The sequence below is a fragment of the Pseudomonas sp. BF-B-30 genome (assembly GCF_019956305.1).
In the GTDB taxonomy this organism is placed as follows: Bacteria; Pseudomonadota; Gammaproteobacteria; order Pseudomonadales; family Pseudomonadaceae; genus Aquipseudomonas; species Aquipseudomonas jessenii.
Genome location: NZ_JAHBDG010000044.1, coordinates 196,797 through 211,770, shown reverse-complemented (window position 1 = coordinate 211,770; position 14,974 = coordinate 196,797). Strand labels below are relative to the sequence as shown.

At 60.5% G+C, this 14,974-nt stretch carries 15 protein-coding genes; 4 read left to right on the top strand and 11 right to left on the bottom strand.

Annotated features, from left to right (window positions below; genetic code table 11):
- Positions 1 to 20: 20 nt before the first annotated feature.
- From recG to exbB, 5 genes are all read right to left on the bottom strand, one after another.
- On the bottom strand, positions 21 to 2,096 hold the full coding sequence (recG, locus tag KGB29_RS21715; RefSeq protein WP_090452170.1) for an ATP-dependent DNA helicase RecG: 2,076 nt from the start codon (positions 2,094 to 2,096) through the stop codon (positions 21 to 23).
- 9 nt (positions 2,097 to 2,105) lie between these two features.
- A complete protein-coding gene (locus KGB29_RS21710) occupies positions 2,106 to 3,035 on the bottom strand; it encodes a hydrogen peroxide-inducible genes activator (protein WP_008047093.1) in 930 nt (309 codons plus the stop codon).
- A 250-nt stretch (positions 3,036 to 3,285) separates the two neighbouring features.
- Positions 3,286 to 4,035, bottom strand: coding sequence for an energy transducer TonB (locus KGB29_RS21705; RefSeq protein ID WP_015097375.1), 750 nt, complete (start codon positions 4,033 to 4,035; stop codon positions 3,286 to 3,288).
- Positions 4,032 to 4,460: a TonB system transport protein ExbD gene (gene exbD / locus KGB29_RS21700; RefSeq protein WP_154860885.1), complete on the bottom strand. Its 429-nt coding sequence runs from the start codon at positions 4,458 to 4,460 to the stop codon at positions 4,032 to 4,034. The genes KGB29_RS21705 and exbD overlap by 4 nt, the downstream gene beginning before the upstream one ends.
- 6 nt (positions 4,461 to 4,466) lie before the next feature.
- Complete coding sequence (exbB, locus tag KGB29_RS21695) at positions 4,467 to 5,438, bottom strand: tonB-system energizer ExbB (RefSeq protein WP_154909784.1); 972 nt, start codon at positions 5,436 to 5,438, stop codon at positions 4,467 to 4,469.
- Between the two features lie 188 nt (positions 5,439 to 5,626).
- On the opposite strand from exbB, the gene KGB29_RS21690 reads away from it, so the two are divergent.
- Complete coding sequence (locus tag KGB29_RS21690) at positions 5,627 to 6,484, top strand: SDR family oxidoreductase (protein WP_150812725.1); 858 nt, start codon at positions 5,627 to 5,629, stop codon at positions 6,482 to 6,484.
- A gap of 141 nt (positions 6,485 to 6,625) precedes the next feature.
- Here the strand turns inward: KGB29_RS21690 and KGB29_RS21685 are convergent, their stop codons facing one another.
- The 6 genes from KGB29_RS21685 to KGB29_RS21660 form a co-directional block, all read right to left on the bottom strand.
- On the bottom strand, positions 6,626 to 7,366 hold the full coding sequence (locus KGB29_RS21685; RefSeq protein ID WP_154909786.1) for a hypothetical protein: 741 nt from the start codon (positions 7,364 to 7,366) through the stop codon (positions 6,626 to 6,628).
- Positions 7,367 to 7,433: 67 nt separating this feature from the next.
- Positions 7,434 to 7,814 carry a RidA family protein gene (locus KGB29_RS21680; RefSeq protein ID WP_003229509.1) on the bottom strand — a complete coding sequence of 127 codons (381 nt, stop codon included), beginning with the start codon at positions 7,812 to 7,814 and terminating at the stop codon, positions 7,434 to 7,436.
- A gap of 24 nt (positions 7,815 to 7,838) precedes the next feature.
- Positions 7,839 to 9,944: a bifunctional GTP diphosphokinase/guanosine-3',5'-bis pyrophosphate 3'-pyrophosphohydrolase gene (gene spoT, locus KGB29_RS21675; RefSeq protein WP_150812727.1), complete on the bottom strand. Its 2,106-nt coding sequence runs from the start codon at positions 9,942 to 9,944 to the stop codon at positions 7,839 to 7,841.
- Between the two features lie 57 nt (positions 9,945 to 10,001).
- A complete protein-coding gene (rpoZ, locus tag KGB29_RS21670; protein ID WP_007921129.1) occupies positions 10,002 to 10,265 on the bottom strand; it encodes a DNA-directed RNA polymerase subunit omega in 264 nt (87 codons plus the stop codon).
- 167 nt (positions 10,266 to 10,432) lie between these two features.
- Entirely contained in the window at positions 10,433 to 11,053 is a 621-nt protein-coding gene (gene gmk, locus KGB29_RS21665; RefSeq protein ID WP_046038947.1) for a guanylate kinase, read from the bottom strand.
- A gap of 12 nt (positions 11,054 to 11,065) precedes the next feature.
- Positions 11,066 to 11,929 (bottom strand): YicC/YloC family endoribonuclease, encoded by an 864-nt coding sequence (locus tag KGB29_RS21660; protein WP_057712739.1) that lies wholly within the window; start codon positions 11,927 to 11,929, stop codon positions 11,066 to 11,068.
- Between the two features lie 268 nt (positions 11,930 to 12,197).
- On the opposite strand from KGB29_RS21660, the gene rph reads away from it, so the two are divergent.
- The 3 genes from rph to gltS all read left to right on the top strand — a co-directional run bounded on the left by rph (position 12,198) and on the right by gltS (position 14,919).
- Complete coding sequence (gene rph / locus KGB29_RS21655) at positions 12,198 to 12,920, top strand: ribonuclease PH (RefSeq protein WP_057395880.1); 723 nt, start codon at positions 12,198 to 12,200, stop codon at positions 12,918 to 12,920.
- Positions 12,921 to 12,948: 28 nt separating this feature from the next.
- Positions 12,949 to 13,317, top strand: a complete 369-nt coding sequence (locus tag KGB29_RS21650; protein WP_057712740.1) for a DUF4870 domain-containing protein — start codon at positions 12,949 to 12,951, stop codon at positions 13,315 to 13,317.
- 393 nt (positions 13,318 to 13,710) lie between these two features.
- Positions 13,711 to 14,919 carry a sodium/glutamate symporter gene (gltS, locus tag KGB29_RS21645; RefSeq protein ID WP_150812729.1) on the top strand — a complete coding sequence of 403 codons (1,209 nt, stop codon included), beginning with the start codon at positions 13,711 to 13,713 and terminating at the stop codon, positions 14,917 to 14,919.
- Positions 14,920 to 14,974 lie beyond the last annotated feature (55 nt).

The window sequence follows — 14,974 nt, the reverse complement described above, 5'->3', positions numbered from 1 at the left end:
CTCAGAAACCGTGACGGTTGTCACACTTGGCCGTATTGTTGGCCATGACGCAGCCATCGATCGAGTAGCGGGCTGACGTGGGTCGGCCAGCGCTCGAGCAATGCCTGGGCGGCATCCCGCACGGCGGGCAGCAAATCGGCATCGCGCATCAGGTCGGCGACCTTGAATTGAAGTAAACCTGTCTGCCGGGTGCCGAGCATTTCGCCGGGGCCGCGCAGTTCCAGATCCTTTTCGGCGATGACGAAACCATCGTTGGTTTCACGCATGATGCCCAGGCGCTGGCGGCCGATCTGCGACAGCGGCGGATGGTAGAGCAGCACGCAATGGCTGACGGCGCTGCCCCGGCCGACGCGGCCGCGCAACTGGTGCAATTGCGCCAGGCCCAGGCGTTCAGGGTTCTCGATGATCATCAGGCTGGCGTTGGGCACGTCCACGCCGACTTCGATCACCGTGGTCGCGACCAGCAATTGCAGGTTGCCGGCCTTGAATTCGGCCATCACCGCGGCTTTTTCCGCAGGCTTCATGCGGCCGTGGATCAGCCCGACTTTCAGTTCGCCGAGGGCGGCGGTAAGGTCCTCAAACGTGGTTTCGGCGGCCTGGCAGGTCAGCTCTTCCGACTCTTCGATCAGCGTGCACACCCAATAGGCCTGACGCCCTTCTGCGCAAGCGCTGCGCACTCGCTCGATGACTTCGACCCGCCGGGTGTCGGTGATCAGCACGGTGTTGACCGGGGTTCGGCCGGGGGGCAGTTCGTCGAGGATCGAGGTGTCGAGGTCGGCGTAGGCACTCATGGCCAGCGTGCGCGGAATCGGCGTGGCGGTCATGATCAGCTGGTGCGGGCACATGCGCCCGCCGACGCCTTTCTGCCGCAGGGCCAGACGCTGCTGTACGCCGAAACGGTGCTGTTCGTCGATGATCACCAGTGCCAGGTTCTTGAATTGCACTTCGTCCTGGAACAGCGCGTGGGTGCCGACCACCATCGGCGTGCCGTTGGCGATTTGCTCCAGTGCGGCGACGCGGTTCTTGCCCTTGAGCTTGCCGGCCAACCATGCGACTTCGATGCCCAGCGGTTCGAGCCAGCGCTTGAAGGTGATGAAGTGCTGCTCGGCGAGAATCTCGGTGGGCGCCATCAGCGCAACCTGATAACCGGCCTCCAGCGCTTGCAGCGCGGCAAGGGCGGCGACCACGGTTTTGCCGGCGCCGACATCGCCCTGGATCAGCCGCAGCATCGGTTCGTGCTGGCTGAGGTCATAGGCGATTTCGTTGCCAACCCGCTGCTGGGCACCGGTCGGGCTGAAGCCGAGGTTGGCCAGGTATTTGGCTGGCAGCTTCGTTGCCTTGGGCATCGCTGGAGCACGCAGGGCGCGCATGCTTTCACGAAGGCGCTGTTGCGACAGTTGATGGGTCAGCAGTTCTTCGAAAGCCAGACGGTGCTGCGCCCAGTGGTGACCGAGGGCCAGTTCATCGACGTCGGCATCGGCGGGCGGGTTGTGCAGGTAGCGGATCGCATCGGCCAGCGGCGCCAGTTGGTAGTCGCGGGCCAGTTCGCTCGGCAGCCAGTCGGGCAGGCTGCTGGGGCCGAGCAGGGTGAGGGTCTGCATGCACAACTGGCGCAAGCGCTGTTGGGTCAGGCCCTCGGTGAGCGGGTAGACCGGGGTCAGGGTTTCATCCACTGGCGGCGGTTCGTCGCCGGTGATGGCGCGGTATTCCGGGTGGTAGATCTCCAGCCCCGAAGCACCGGGCCGCGCTTCGCCGTAGCAGCGAATCCGCGTGCCGCGTTTGAGGCCTTCCTTTTGCGCGTTGCTGAAATGGTAGAAGCGCAGGCTGAGTCCGCCGGTGCCATCCTGCAACCGGACCACCAGGCTGCGCCGACGCCCCATGACCACATCGGCACCGCTGACAGTGCCTTCGATGACCGCATCCTGACCGGGCCGCAGTGCGCCGATCGGCACCACGCGAGTGCGGTCCTGATAACGCAGGGGCAGGTGAAACAACACGTCCTGGAGGTTTTCCAGGCCGACCTTGGCCAGTTTCTCGGCCATGGCTTCACCGACACCCTTGAGTGCCGTCACCGACACTTGCGACAACTCGCTCATGACCGTTGCTTAGCCCGCAGCGACTTGCGCCGCTGGCTTGGCCACCGAGCACAGGCGAATGGAGTCGGCGAGGATTTCAATCGCTTTCGGGCGCGGGAAGCTGGCGCGCCAGGCAATGGCCACGGTGCGGAACGGTACGGGTGCCGACAACGGACGCACCTCGATTACGCCGGGGGCGTAGTGATGGCTGTCGACCGCCGACAACGGCAGGATCGAAATCCCGAGACCCGAGGCGACCATGTGGCGAATGGTTTCCAGGGAGCTGGATTCCACCGTGGTGTGCTTGGCGCCGTCGTTGCCTTTGGTCAGGGTCGGGCAGGCTTCCAATACCTGATCGCGGAAGCAGTGGCCTTCGCCGAGCAGCAACAGGCTCTTGTCATTGAGCAGGCTGGCGTCGATGGATTCCTTTTGTGTCCACGGGTGCTGCGCCGGCATCAGCACGTAGAACGGCTCGTCGTAGAGCTGCAGGGTCAGCACGTCGGCTTCATTGAACGGCAGGGCGATGATGATCGCGTCGAGCTCGCCGTTGCGCAGTTTGTCGCGCAGCACGTGGGTGAAGTTTTCTTCGATGTACAACGGCATCTGCGGGGCGACCCGGTGCAGTTGTGGAATCAGATGCGGAAACAGGTACGGCCCGACGGTGTAGATCGCGCCGACTTTGAGTGGGGCGGTCAGCTGGTTCTTGCCGGCCTGGGCCAGTTCGCGGATGCCTTGGGCTTGTTCCAATACCTTTTGGGCCTGGGCCACGATGCCTTCGCCGACCGGCGTCAGGCGCACGGCGCTTTTGCTGCGCTCGAAAATCAGCACACCGAGTTCGTCTTCAAGCTTTTTCACACCCACCGACAGGGTCGGCTGGCTGACGTGGCAACGCTCGGCCGCGTGGCCGAAGTGCTGCTCTTGGGCGAGGGTAACGATGTAGCGTAATTCTGTGAGGGTCATAGCAAGCGTCCATGTAGTTGCGGGCCAAGCATACCGGCTGCAATCGATAGACGCACGTTATCAGACTGAGACTGTCGCGTGACACCGGGTTATACCGGTTTGCCGCTGGCAGATAAGCGAAAGGCACCTTTCGGTGCCTTTTATCGTTGAAGCGTGATCATGGGGGGCGGGCTTGCTCGCGAAAGCGGTGTGCCAATCAACATGGATGTTGAATGTGTCGGCCTCTTCGCGAGCAAGCCCGCTCCCACATTTACCGCCGGCGTTTTTCCAGCGAATAAACAAACGGTGCAACGATTTCGATGGAGCCATTGGTCAGCATGTCGGCCGGTGGCTTGGGCAGCGGTTGGGCGCGACGGATCATTTCCAGAGTGGCCCGGTCCAGATCGGCAGTGCCCGAGGCGCCTACCAGCTCAAACGACAACACATTGCCTTCGGCATCCACGACGAAACGCAGACGGTTCATGCCTTCCTTGCCCCGCGCCTGGGCACTTGCAGGGTACTTTTTGTACTTCTGCAGGTGTGCCAACAGCGTGCCTTGCCAACTGGCCTTGGCCGCCAATTGAGCAGGCGATGGGCCCGGCGCAGGCTGGGCGGATTTCTCCGTTGGTGCCTGAGTCTGTTGCGTTTCGGCAGGCTTTTCCTCGGCCGGTTTTTCCTTCGGCGGTTCGGGTTTTTTCTCTACCGGCTTGGGCGGTTGCGGCTTCGGCTTGGGTTTGACCGGCTTGGGCACGGCAATTTCAGCTTTCGGCGCTTCAGCGAGCTTGGGTATCGGCAGTTCTTCAACCGGAGCCGGTGGCTGCGGCGGGGTGACGACCTTCGGCGGGGCAGGCGGTGGCGGGGCAGGAACCGGTGCCAGTTCGACCATCATTGCCTGAGGGGGCAATTCGATGGGCGGACGGGCGGACCAGTTCAACGCCAGCGCGATGGCCAGCGCGTGAACGCCCAGCACCACGGCCAGGCTACCGCTGTAACGCGTCAGCTTATGGCGCGTCGTGATCATTTCTTGGCTGCCGTCTCGAGTCCGACCAGACCTACCTTCAGGTAACCGGCGGAACGCAGGTTGTCCATCACGCTCATCAGGTCGCCGTAATCCACGCCTTTGTCGGCCTGGAAGAAGATTGTCGTGTCTTTCTTGCCCTGGGTCTTGGCGTCGAGGGTGGCGCCGAGTGCTTCGGCCTTCACTTCGTCTTCACCAAGGAACAGGCGCTGGTCAGCCTTGACGCTGAGGAACACCGGTTTCTCTGGCCGCGGAGCCGGCTTGGCGGTCGAGGCGGGCAGGTCGACCTTGATGTCCACGGTGGCCAGCGGAGCCGCCACCATGAAAATGATCAACAGCACCAACATCACGTCAATGAACGGCGTAACGTTGATTTCGTGGTTTTCGGCCAGATCGTCGTCTGCCCCTTCTTTCAAATGCAGGCCCATGGCCGATTACCCCACTTTCACCATGTGCGGTTGCGAGCTGCGCTCAGGCTGGTGGTCGAGGTCGCGGCTGACCAACAGCAGGACCTGTGCCGACGCATCGGACACCTGAGCCTTGTAACCGGCGATGGAGCGGGCAAAGACGTTGTAGATCACGACCGCAGGGATAGCTGCAACCAGGCCCAGCGCGGTAGCCAGCAAGGCTTCGGCGATACCGGGGGCGACGACGGCGAGGTTGGTGGTCTGGGTCTTGGCGATGCCGATGAAGCTGTTCATGATGCCCCATACGGTACCGAACAGGCCGACGAACGGCGCGGTGGAACCGATGGTGGCCAGCACGCCGGTGCCGCTGCTCATGTTGCGACCGCAGGCCGCGACCAGGCGCTCAAGACGGAAGCTGACGCGTTCCTTGATGCCTTCTTTCTCACGGCTGTTGACCGACAGGCGCATCTCTTCAAGGGCATCATGTACCAGCAGGTTGGCCAGGGTGCCTTCCTTCGCCGCGGTGGCGCTGGCTTCCTTGAGGGAGGTGGATTTTTTCAGTTGAGCGATTTCACCGCGCAGACGACGCTTGGCGCCCATCAGCTCAAGACCCTTGGCGATCCAGATGGTCCAGGTGATGATCGAGGCGATGGCCAGGCCGATCATCACGATTTTCACGATGATGTCGGCGTTCTTGTACATGCCCCACGGCGACAGGTCGTGGGCCATGCCCAGGGTGTTGTCGGCTTCGAGGACTTCAGGGACGTCTTCACCCAACGCTTCTGTCGGTGCGGCCTGGGCAGGATCGGTCGCGACCGGAGCAACGGCCGGGGCGGCGTGATCGGCCGGCGCAGGCGCGGTGGCGGCTGGTGTGGCTGGCGCCTGGGCATCGGCGAAAGCGGCGACTGGCGCGAGCATCAGGCTGAAGAACAGGGCGGCCACCGCGCTCCAGGCGCGAGGTCGTTTGGTTGGCGAAGCGGAGAATTGATTGCGTGTCATGCTGGCCGGACCTGAGAGAAAAAACGGGTGATGTTCTTCCAGGCCTCGAAGGCCGAGAACAAAAGTGGGGAGGCATTATTGCAAGTAATTCTTGTTAACAGAAGTAATAGCGTCTCTTTTTTTCCTGCATTACTAGCCGCCTGTCTGTTGCCGGCGCTAGTCTGTGGCTTTCCGATGGGAGTTTTCTGATGTCTGCGCCTACTGTTTTGATCGCCGGCTGCGGTGATGTCGGCAGCCGCCTGGCCACACAATTGCTGGCGGCGGGATGGGAGGTCCATGGCCTGCGACGCGACGTTTCACGCCTGCCCAAGGGCGTCATCGGCGTGGCCGGTGACCTGTTCAACAAAGACTGCCCGGACACTTGGCCAATCGGCGCCGTGGATTACCTGGTGTATTGCGCGGCGGCCACCGATCACGACGAAGCCGGTTACCGCGCTGCGTATGTTCAGGGTCTGGAGCATGTGCTGGAGTGGCTGGACGACTACGGGCAGATGCCCAATCGCCTGTTGTTCGTTTCCAGCAGCAGTGTCTACGGTCAGCAGAATGGCGAATGGGTCGACGAGGCTTCACCGGCCGTGGCGGCGGGCTATTCCGGACGTGTGATGCTCGAAGCCGAGCAACTTGCCCTCAAGAGCGGCATTCCGGCCAGTATCGTGCGCCTGACCGGCATTTACGGTCCCGGCCGTGAATGGCTGCTGACCCAGGTGCGCCGGGGTTATCGCGTGGCGGTCGAGCCACCGTTGTATGCCAATCGGATTCATGCCGACGATGCCGCAGGGTTGATCGCGTGCCTGCTTGAGGCGGATCGGCGAGGCGTGGCGCTGGATGATGTCTACATCGGCGTCGATGACGCGCCGGCAGCGCTGGCCGATGTGGTGGGCTGGTTGCGCGAATATCTGGGTGTGACCGAATGGGCCGATGACGACAGCGTGCGTCGCACTGGCAGCAAGCGCTGCAGCAATGCGCGGGCCAAAGCGTTGGGCTGGACGCCGAAGTATCCGAGTTTTCGCGAGGGGTATGCGGCGATCATTGAAGGGCGCTGCTGACATTCAGTCACCAGAAACCAAAATGTGGGAGCGGGCTTGCTCGCGAAAGCGGTGTATCAGTCAACATCAACGTTGAATGATAGATAGCCTTCGCGAGCAAGCCCGCTCCCACATTAAAACTTCTTTGCAGCTAGATCCGGGTTATTGCTTCTCCAGCAACCACTTGCGATCACCCGGCGTGTATTGAGGCATCTCGTCCGCCTGCGCCGTGTTCACGGTCTGGAAAATCTCCAGCTCTTTGCCCTTGCGCGCAAAGATCCAGGCGTTGCCCTGGCCATTGAGTTGCAGCCAAATGTTGTCATTGCCGCCGCTCATGGATGCGCAATCGCCGGCCAGGCACAACGCATAGCGGTCGCTGCCCGGCAGGCCGGTCACCTGGCCGTCGGCCTGGAATTGAACCGTGTTGCCTTCGCCCGGGCCGTTGACGATTGTCCAGCCGCCACCCATGTAGGCTGAATACAGGGCACGCTCGAAGGTGGCACCCATCGGTGCGCCATCCGGTACCTGGATCTGTACGCGGTCGAAGACTTGCTCAGGCTCATTGTCGCTGGCGGACTGGCTCAGTTGCTTGCCGTCACGCTTCAGCTCACTGGCCGAGCTGCCATAAAAGTCGACTTTCCAGGCGCCGGAGTCTTCACCCAGCAGCTTGCCATCGACATTTTCAAAACCGTTGGTGTAGCGGGCCTGACCGGCCTTGGTGTTGATGTCCCATTCCAGGTTCGGGCCATAGGCCTGGAGCGCTTCACGCAGGGGGACGCCTTTGGCGGCAGCATCGATCGCCACCTGGTTGATCCAGGTGCCGCTGATGTCACGGTCGGCAGGGTTGCTGGCACATCCGCCCAGGAACAGGGCAAGCAGCGAGAGAACAAGCGCGTTGCGCATGGTGGAATCCTTTCAAGCTTTCTTTACAGCAGAGCAGTCGGCGCAGCCCGAGGCTGCGCCGTACGCATTACTCGATGACCAGGATGGCATCCATTTCGACCTGCGAACCCTTTGGCAGGGCGGCTACGCCGATGGCGGCGCGTGCAGGGTAAGGCTGGTCGAAGTACTTGCCCATGATCTCGTTGACCTTGGCGAAGTGGCTCAGGTCGGTGAGGAAGATGTTCAGCTTGACGATGTCCTTGAACGAACCGCCGGCAGCTTCAGCCACGGCCTTGAGGTTCTCGAATACCTGGACGGTCTGGGCTTCGAAGCCTTCAACCAGTTCCATGGTTTTTGGGTCCAGGGGAATCTGACCCGACATGTAAACGGTGTTGCCAGCCTTGATCGCCTGGGAGTAAGTACCGATGGCGGCCGGGGCCTTGTCGCTGGTGATAACAGTCTTGGTCATGTAGGACTCCTTGTAATTAGGGGCTTAGGCGCGCATGCGGGTGATGCGAATCACCCCGGTCAAGGCGCGCAGTTTCTTGATCACGCGGGCCAGGTGCACGCGGTCGTGCACGCTGACCACCAACTGGACCACGCTGATGCGCCCATCGCGTTCGTCCATGCTGATTTTCTCGATGTTGCCGTCGGCGGCGTTGACGCTGCTGGCCAGCAGGGCGATCAGGCCGCGCTGGTGCTCCAGCTCGACGCGCAGCTCGACGTTGAATTCGCCGGTGACATCCTTGGCCCACGAGAGCTGGATGCATTTTTCCGGGTTGTGGCGGATTTCGCTGATATTGCGGCAGTTGTCCAGGTGCACGACCATGCCTTTGCCGGCGGACAGGTGGCCGACAATCGGGTCACCCGGGATCGGCGTGCAACACTTGGCGTAGCTGAGCACCAGGCCTTCGGTGCCGCGAATCGCCAGCGGGCCTTCAGGGCTTGGCAACTGTTCGCCTTCGCCCAGCAACCGGCGGGCCACTACATAGGCCATGCGATTGCCCAGGCCGATATCTTCCAGCAGGTCTTCGATCAGTTCCAGGCGGTACTCGACCAGCATGGCCTTGATGCGCTCGGCCGGGATTTTCTCCAGCGAGCTGTCGAACCCGTTGAGGACCTTGTTCAGCAGGCGCTCGCCGAGGCTGATGGATTCGGAGCGGCGTTGCAGCTTCAGTGCGTGGCGTATGTGTGTGCGCGCCTTGCCGGTGACCACGAAGTTGAGCCAGGCCGGGTTCGGCCGTGCGCCGGGAGCGCTGACGATCTCGACCGTGGAGCCGCTTTGCAGCGGTTCGGACAGAGGCGCGAGTCGACGGTTGATCCGGCAGGCGATGCAGCTGTTGCCGACGTCGGTGTGCACCGCGTAAGCGAAGTCGACCGCCGTGGAGCCCTTGGGCAGCTCCATGATCCGGCCTTTGGGCGTGAACACGTAGACCTCGTCCGGGAACAGGTCGATCTTCACGCTTTCGATGAATTCCAGCGAGTTGCCGGCGCGTTGCTGCATTTCCAGCACGCCCTTGACCCACTGGCGGGCGCGGGCATGGGTGCCTTTTGGCTGCTCGTCGCCGCTGGATTTGTACAGCCAATGGGCGGCGATGCCGTTGTTGGCCATCTCTTCCATTTCGCGGGTGCGGATCTGGATCTCGATCGGCACACCGTGCATGCCAAACAGCGTGGTGTGCAGCGACTGATAGCCGTTGGCCTTGGGGATCGCGATGTAATCCTTGAAGCGCCCCGGCAGCGGTTTATATAAGTTATGTACAGCACCCAGCACGCGGTAGCAGGTATCGACCTTGTCGACGATGATCCGGAACGCGTAGACGTCCATGATCTCGTTGAAGGCCCGACGCTTGCCGCGCATTTTCTTGTAGATGCCGTAGAGGTGTTTCTGGCGACCGCTGACCTCGCCCTGGATGCCATCGATGGCCAGGCAGTGGCTTAAGGATTCTTCGATCTTGTTGACGATTTCCTTGCGGTTGCCCCGGGCGCGTTTGACGGCCTGGTAGATCCGCGCGGAACGCATCGGGTGCATGGCCTTGAAACCGAGGTCTTCGAACTCTATGCGGATGGCGTGCATGCCCAGCCGGTTGGCGATGGGCGCATAGATTTCCAGGGTTTCCTTGGCGATGCGCCGGCGTTTTTCGCCGGACAGCACTTCCAGCGTGCGCATGTTGTGCAGGCGGTCGGCCAGCTTGACCAGGATCACGCGAATGTCGCGGGCCATGGCCATGGCCATTTTCTGGAAGTTTTCGGCTTGGGCCTCGGCCTTGGTCTCGAAATTCATCTGGGTCAGTTTGCTGACCCCGTCGACGAGTTCCGCCACGGTTTCGCCGAACTGCGCTTGCAGCGCTTCCTTGGCAATACCGGTGTCTTCGATCACGTCATGCAGCATCGCGGCCATCAGGCTCTGATGGTCCATGTGCATGTCGGCAAGAATATTCGCAACCGCGAGTGGGTGCGTGACGTACGCCTCGCCGCTACGGCGGCGTTGGCCGTCGTGGGCTTGTTCGGCGTAGAAATACGCTCGGCGGACCAGGTTGACCTGGTCCTTGCCGAGGTAGGTCGATAAGCGATCGGCGAGGGCGTCTATGCTCGGCATGATGTCTCCTGCCGTAAGCTTTTATCCCGCGCCGTGCTACGTCGACCAGGCATAGGCTTAGACGGCCTCGTTGGACTCGTCCTCGAATGCAGCAAAAAGCGGTTCATCTTCAACGATTTCGGCTTCGGCGATAGCTGCGTAGTCGATCAGGCCTTCAGCGATTTCGCGCAGGGCAACGACGGTAGGCTTGTCGTTTTCCCATGCTACTTTCGGCTCTTTGCCGCCGGTGGCCAGTTGACGGGCACGCTTGGTAGAGAGCATGACCAGCTCAAAGCGGTTATCCACGTGTTCTAGGCAGTCTTCAACGGTTACGCGGGCCATGGTCTTCCTCGTAGCAAATGCAATATGCGCGCTGCCCGGATGGGCGAGCGGACTCGACAGTTTAAAAAATCACCAGCGTTTAGGGAAGCGCTGATTTTTTGACCAAGCCCTTCAACGCGCTGCAAGTACCAATGTAAAGCCCTTGCAGCGGTTTTGGGAAGAGCTGATTAACCGAGCAATTCAGCCAGCAATTTGCCGTGACGCTGTTGCTGACGCTTTTGAATCAGCTGATTGGCGCGGAAAATCGCCTTCAGATCGTGCAGCGCGTGGGCGAAATCGTCGTTGATGATCAGGTAGTCGTAGTCGACGTAGTGGCTCATTTCGCTGACGGCTTCGCGCATCCGGCCGTCGATGACTTCGTCACTGTCCTGGCCGCGATTGGTCAGGCGCTGGTGCAGGGCCTGCAATGACGGCGGCAGAATGAAGATCGAGCGGGCCTGAGGCATCAGCTTGCGCACTTGCTCGGCACCTTGCCAGTCGATTTCCAGAATCAGGTCGTGGCCTTCGTCCAGGGTTTGCTGCAGGTGGCTTTGCGAGGTGCCGTAGAGGTTGCCGAACACTTCGGCGCGCTCGAGGAAGTCCCCGTGCTCGATCATCTTCACGAACTCGCTGCGGTCGACGAAGTGATAGTTCACGCCATTCACTTCACCGGGGCGCATGGCGCGGGTGGTGTGGGAGACCGAGACGCGGATCTCCGGATTTGCGTCGGTCAAAGCCTTGACCAGACTGCTCTTGCCCGCGCCCGAAGGAGCGGAAATGATGTACAGGGTGCCGGTGCTGTGTGTCATGTCGGGGTAGCCTTACTCAATATTCTGCACTTGTTCGCGCATCTGCTCGATCAACACCTTGAGGTTGACCGCAGCCTGGGTGCTGCGCGGGTCGAAGGCTTTGGAGCCCAGTGTATTGGCTTCGCGGTTGAGTTCCTGCATCAGGAAGTCCAGGCGCCGACCGGCGGCACCGCCGGATTTGAGCACCCGGCGAACTTCGATGATGTGAGTGCTCAGGCGATCCAGTTCTTCGGCGACGTCACTTTTTTGCGCGAGCATGACCATTTCCTGCTCCAGGCGCTGCGGATCCATCTCGGCCTTCATGTCGGCGAAACGGTCGAGGACTTTCTGGCGCTGGGTGGCGAGCATTTGCGGGACCAGTTCGCGCAAGGTCACCACGTCTTCTTCGATGGCGCTCAGGCGCTCGTTGATCAGCCGCGCCAGCTCCGCGCCTTCGCGCTCGCGGCCGGCCTTCAGCTCCTTGAGGCCCTGATTGAACAGTGCCAGCGCTTCGGCGTTCAAGGCTTGCGGGTCGGTGGCGTCGCCTACCAGTACGCCGGGCCAGGCAAGGACCTCCAGCGGGTTCAGCGCTGCCGGATTCTTGATCAGGCTGGCGATGGTCTCGGCGGCGGCGACCAGTTGCGCGGCGCGCTCCTGATCGATTTGCAGCGCCTTGCCGGTGTTTTCTTCGGTGAAGCGCAGGGTGCATTCAAGCTTGCCCCGCGATACACCCTGGCGCAGGGCTTCACGAACAGCGCCCTCGAGGTCGCGAAAGGACTCCGGCAGACGCAGATGGGGTTCCAGGTAGCGGCTGTTGACCGAGCGCAGTTCCCAGCTCAGGGTGCCCTGGACGCCGGCTTTCTCGACGCGGGCGAAGGCGGTCATGCTGTGCACCATGGAGGTACCTCGCAAGGCAGATCGGCACAGAACCAAGGTTCCGGGAATCCGATATCAATGAATTAAAGCCGACTGGCAGCAAAGGCGCAGGATTGTAGCGCAGTGGCGCGGATGCGCCCAAACACACAGTGTGACAAAGAGCGGCAGGCCTGCAGCGGCGTGCGGTACAGAGCCCTCGGTCGTCGGCGGATTTTTTTAGAAGTGCCCAGTGGCGGCCGTCGGCTCTATAATGCTCCGCAGTTTTCCGTCCCCAGTACAGGTACTCCCTATGATACGTCCAAGTGGTCGCGCTGCCGATCAGCTCCGCTCGATCCGCATCACCCGCAACTACACCAAACACGCCGAGGGTTCTGTGCTGGTCGAGTTCGGTGATACCAAGGTCATCTGCACCGTCAGCGTTGAACCGGGCGTACCGCGTTTCCTGAAAGGACAGGGCCAGGGTTGGTTGACTGCCGAGTACGGCATGCTGCCGCGTGCTACCGGCGAGCGTAACCAGCGTGAAGCCAGCCGTGGCAAGCAAGGCGGCCGCACCCTGGAAATCCAGCGTCTGATCGGTCGCTCCCTGCGCGCTGCGCTGGACATGTCCAAACTGGGCGACATCACCCTGTACGTCGACTGCGATGTGATCCAGGCTGATGGCGGCACCCGCACGGCTTCGATCACCGGCTCCATGGTGGCGCTGATCGATGCCTTGAAAGTCATCAAGAAGCGTGGCGGCCTGAAGGGCGGCGACCCGGTCAAACAGATGATCGCCGCTGTTTCCGTGGGCATGTACAAGGGTGAACCGGTGCTCGACCTCGATTACCTGGAAGACTCGGCCGCCGAGACTGACCTGAACGTGGTAATGACCAGCGCTGGCGGCTTCATCGAAGTCCAGGGCACTGCCGAAGGCGCGCCGTTCCAGCCTGAAGAGCTGAACGCCATGCTCGAACTGGCCAAGAAAGGCATGAACGAGATCTTCGAACTGCAAAAGGCCGCCCTGGCCGACTGACCGGGCTGCTCCAGACAAGGAGGACACCATGAGTGACGAGCAACTGCCGCTGCCCACGCCGAGCCAAGAGGCGCGTCAGTGGGCCATGTTTTGCCACTTGTCCGCCTTGCTGGGGATCTGGATTCCGTTCGGTACGATCATCGGCCCGCTGATTCTCTGGCAGATCAAGCGCGAGATGGACCCGTTCATCGATGCCCAGGGCAAGGAAGCGCTGAACTTTCAGATAACGGTGGCGATCGCCTCGGCTATCTGCTTCTTGCTGATGCTGGTGATTATCGGGTTCTTCCTGTTTGGCCTGATCGCGATCGGTGCGCTGGTGCTAACGATCATTGCCGGGGTGAAGGCCAATGAAGGGCAGCCTTATCGGTATCCGTTCACATGGCGGTTGATCAAGTAAGCCAAGACACTGCTGTTGTTTGACGCACACTTCAGCGCAATTCAAAACAAATGCCCCGACATGTCGGGGCATTTGTTTTTTTGCAATCAGATTAATCTCTATTATTGCGTGTTTTGTTGCTCGCTATTCAAACTAAGTTAATTCGTGCGCATAATATTTTTTACACGTTTAGACACAAACTGCAAAGCTCAGTGCCGCTTGTAGGCTTGGCAATTGGACTTGGCGGTTGATAAGGTTGGCCCAAGCAATATTTATCAAGAAATATTTCGATATATTCAGACCATTGACGGCTCCTGAATCTAATACCAATCAGTGTTGAGATCCATCAACCTGTTCAAGAGGCGTGTCCAGGTAAAAAGTTCGCCCCTGAATATATAAGCAAGAATATCCAGAATGCTTCAGCTCGATTTTTATGGAACATTAGTAGCGGCCTCTTTAGTACTTTTGCTGGGGCGCGGACTTGTCACGCGTGTCGGTTTTTTACGCGCCTACAATATCCCCGAACCTGTAGCAGGTGGCCTGGTGGTTGCCTTGGTTCTCCTGGTTTTGCGCGGCTTTGATGCTGAGGTCCGGTTCGACACTTCGTTGCAGACACCCTTGATGTTGGCGTTTTTCGCCACCATTGGCTTGAGTGCAGATTTCGCCAGCCTGAAGAAGGGCGGGCGGGTGGTGGGTGTTTTCATACTGGCGGTCACCGGGCTTTTACTGGTCCAGAATGCCATGGGTATCGGTCTTGCGAGTCTCTTGGGGCTCGATCCCTTGATGGGCCTGCTGACAGGCTCGGTTACGTTGGCCGGCGGCCACGGTACGGGTGCTGCATGGGGGGCTACGTTCAGTGAGAAGTACGGTCTGGCATCTGCCTCCGAGCTTGCGATGGCCTCTGCGACGTTTGGATTGGTGCTGGGCGGATTGATCGGTGGGCCAGTTGCTCGCCACCTCATCAAGCGCGTACAAGTACCCGGCTGCGTTGATCAAGAAAAACCACGGGTGCCAAAAGGCTTTGAACAGCCAAACAAAGAGCGCTCGATCACACCCTTTTCGTTTATCGAGACGCTCGCGCTGATCGCCGTCAGCCTGCTGGCAGGTACTCTTCTGAACGAGATGCTCCACGGAAGCGCATTCGAGTTGCCGACGTTCGTTTGTGTCTTGTTCGTGGGTGTACTTTTGCGAAACGGGCTTTCAGCGCTTGGCTTGTATCAAGTGTTTGAGCGTGAAGTCTCCGTGCTTGGGAATGTCAGCTTGTCGCTGTTTCTGGCAATTGCTCTCATGTCACTCAAACTCTGGGATCTGGCCGCATTGGCTTTGCCGATCTTCATCATCCTTGCGGCGCAAACGCTGGTCATGGCACTGTTTGCGATTTTCGTGACGTTCAGGGTCATGGGTAGTAACTACGATGCGGCTGTACTGGCGGCAGGACACTGCGGTTTTGGACTGGGGGCCACGCCAACTGCCATCGCTAACATGCAAGCGGTGACGCAGCGCTACGGGCCTTCGCAGATAGCGTTCCTGGTGGTGCCCATGGTGGGCGCTTTCTTCATCGACATCATTAATGTCATTGTGATCAAGTTGTATCTCGCTCTGCCGTTTTTCGCCGCGGCTTGAAGTTCTGGTCGATGGGAACCTCTGGATAGAGTGCATAAAAAAATGCCCGTATCTT

What these genes read in the sequence shown, in the direction of transcription:
- recG (WP_090452170.1), bottom strand. Translation starts at nt 2,096, where the DNA reads ATGAGCGAGTTGTCGCAAGTGTCGGTGACGGCACTCAAGGGTGTCGGT.
- KGB29_RS21710 (WP_008047093.1), bottom strand. Translation starts at nt 3,035, where the DNA reads ATGACCCTCACAGAATTACGCTACATCGTTACCCTCGCCCAAGAGCAG.
- KGB29_RS21705 (WP_015097375.1), bottom strand. Translation starts at nt 4,035, where the DNA reads ATGATCACGACGCGCCATAAGCTGACGCGTTACAGCGGTAGCCTGGCC.
- exbD (WP_154860885.1), bottom strand. Translation starts at nt 4,460, where the DNA reads ATGGGCCTGCATTTGAAAGAAGGGGCAGACGACGATCTGGCCGAAAAC.
- exbB (WP_154909784.1), bottom strand. Translation starts at nt 5,438, where the DNA reads ATGACACGCAATCAATTCTCCGCTTCGCCAACCAAACGACCTCGCGCC.
- KGB29_RS21690 (WP_150812725.1), top strand. Translation starts at nt 5,627, where the DNA reads ATGTCTGCGCCTACTGTTTTGATCGCCGGCTGCGGTGATGTCGGCAGC.
- KGB29_RS21685 (WP_154909786.1), bottom strand. Translation starts at nt 7,366, where the DNA reads ATGCGCAACGCGCTTGTTCTCTCGCTGCTTGCCCTGTTCCTGGGCGGA.
- KGB29_RS21680 (WP_003229509.1), bottom strand. Translation starts at nt 7,814, where the DNA reads ATGACCAAGACTGTTATCACCAGCGACAAGGCCCCGGCCGCCATCGGT.
- spoT (WP_150812727.1), bottom strand. Translation starts at nt 9,944, where the DNA reads ATGCCGAGCATAGACGCCCTCGCCGATCGCTTATCGACCTACCTCGGC.
- rpoZ (WP_007921129.1), bottom strand. Translation starts at nt 10,265, where the DNA reads ATGGCCCGCGTAACCGTTGAAGACTGCCTAGAACACGTGGATAACCGC.
- gmk (WP_046038947.1), bottom strand. Translation starts at nt 11,053, where the DNA reads ATGACACACAGCACCGGCACCCTGTACATCATTTCCGCTCCTTCGGGC.
- KGB29_RS21660 (WP_057712739.1), bottom strand. Translation starts at nt 11,929, where the DNA reads ATGGTGCACAGCATGACCGCCTTCGCCCGCGTCGAGAAAGCCGGCGTC.
- rph (WP_057395880.1), top strand. Translation starts at nt 12,198, where the DNA reads ATGATACGTCCAAGTGGTCGCGCTGCCGATCAGCTCCGCTCGATCCGC.
- KGB29_RS21650 (WP_057712740.1), top strand. Translation starts at nt 12,949, where the DNA reads ATGAGTGACGAGCAACTGCCGCTGCCCACGCCGAGCCAAGAGGCGCGT.
- gltS (WP_150812729.1), top strand. Translation starts at nt 13,711, where the DNA reads ATGCTTCAGCTCGATTTTTATGGAACATTAGTAGCGGCCTCTTTAGTA.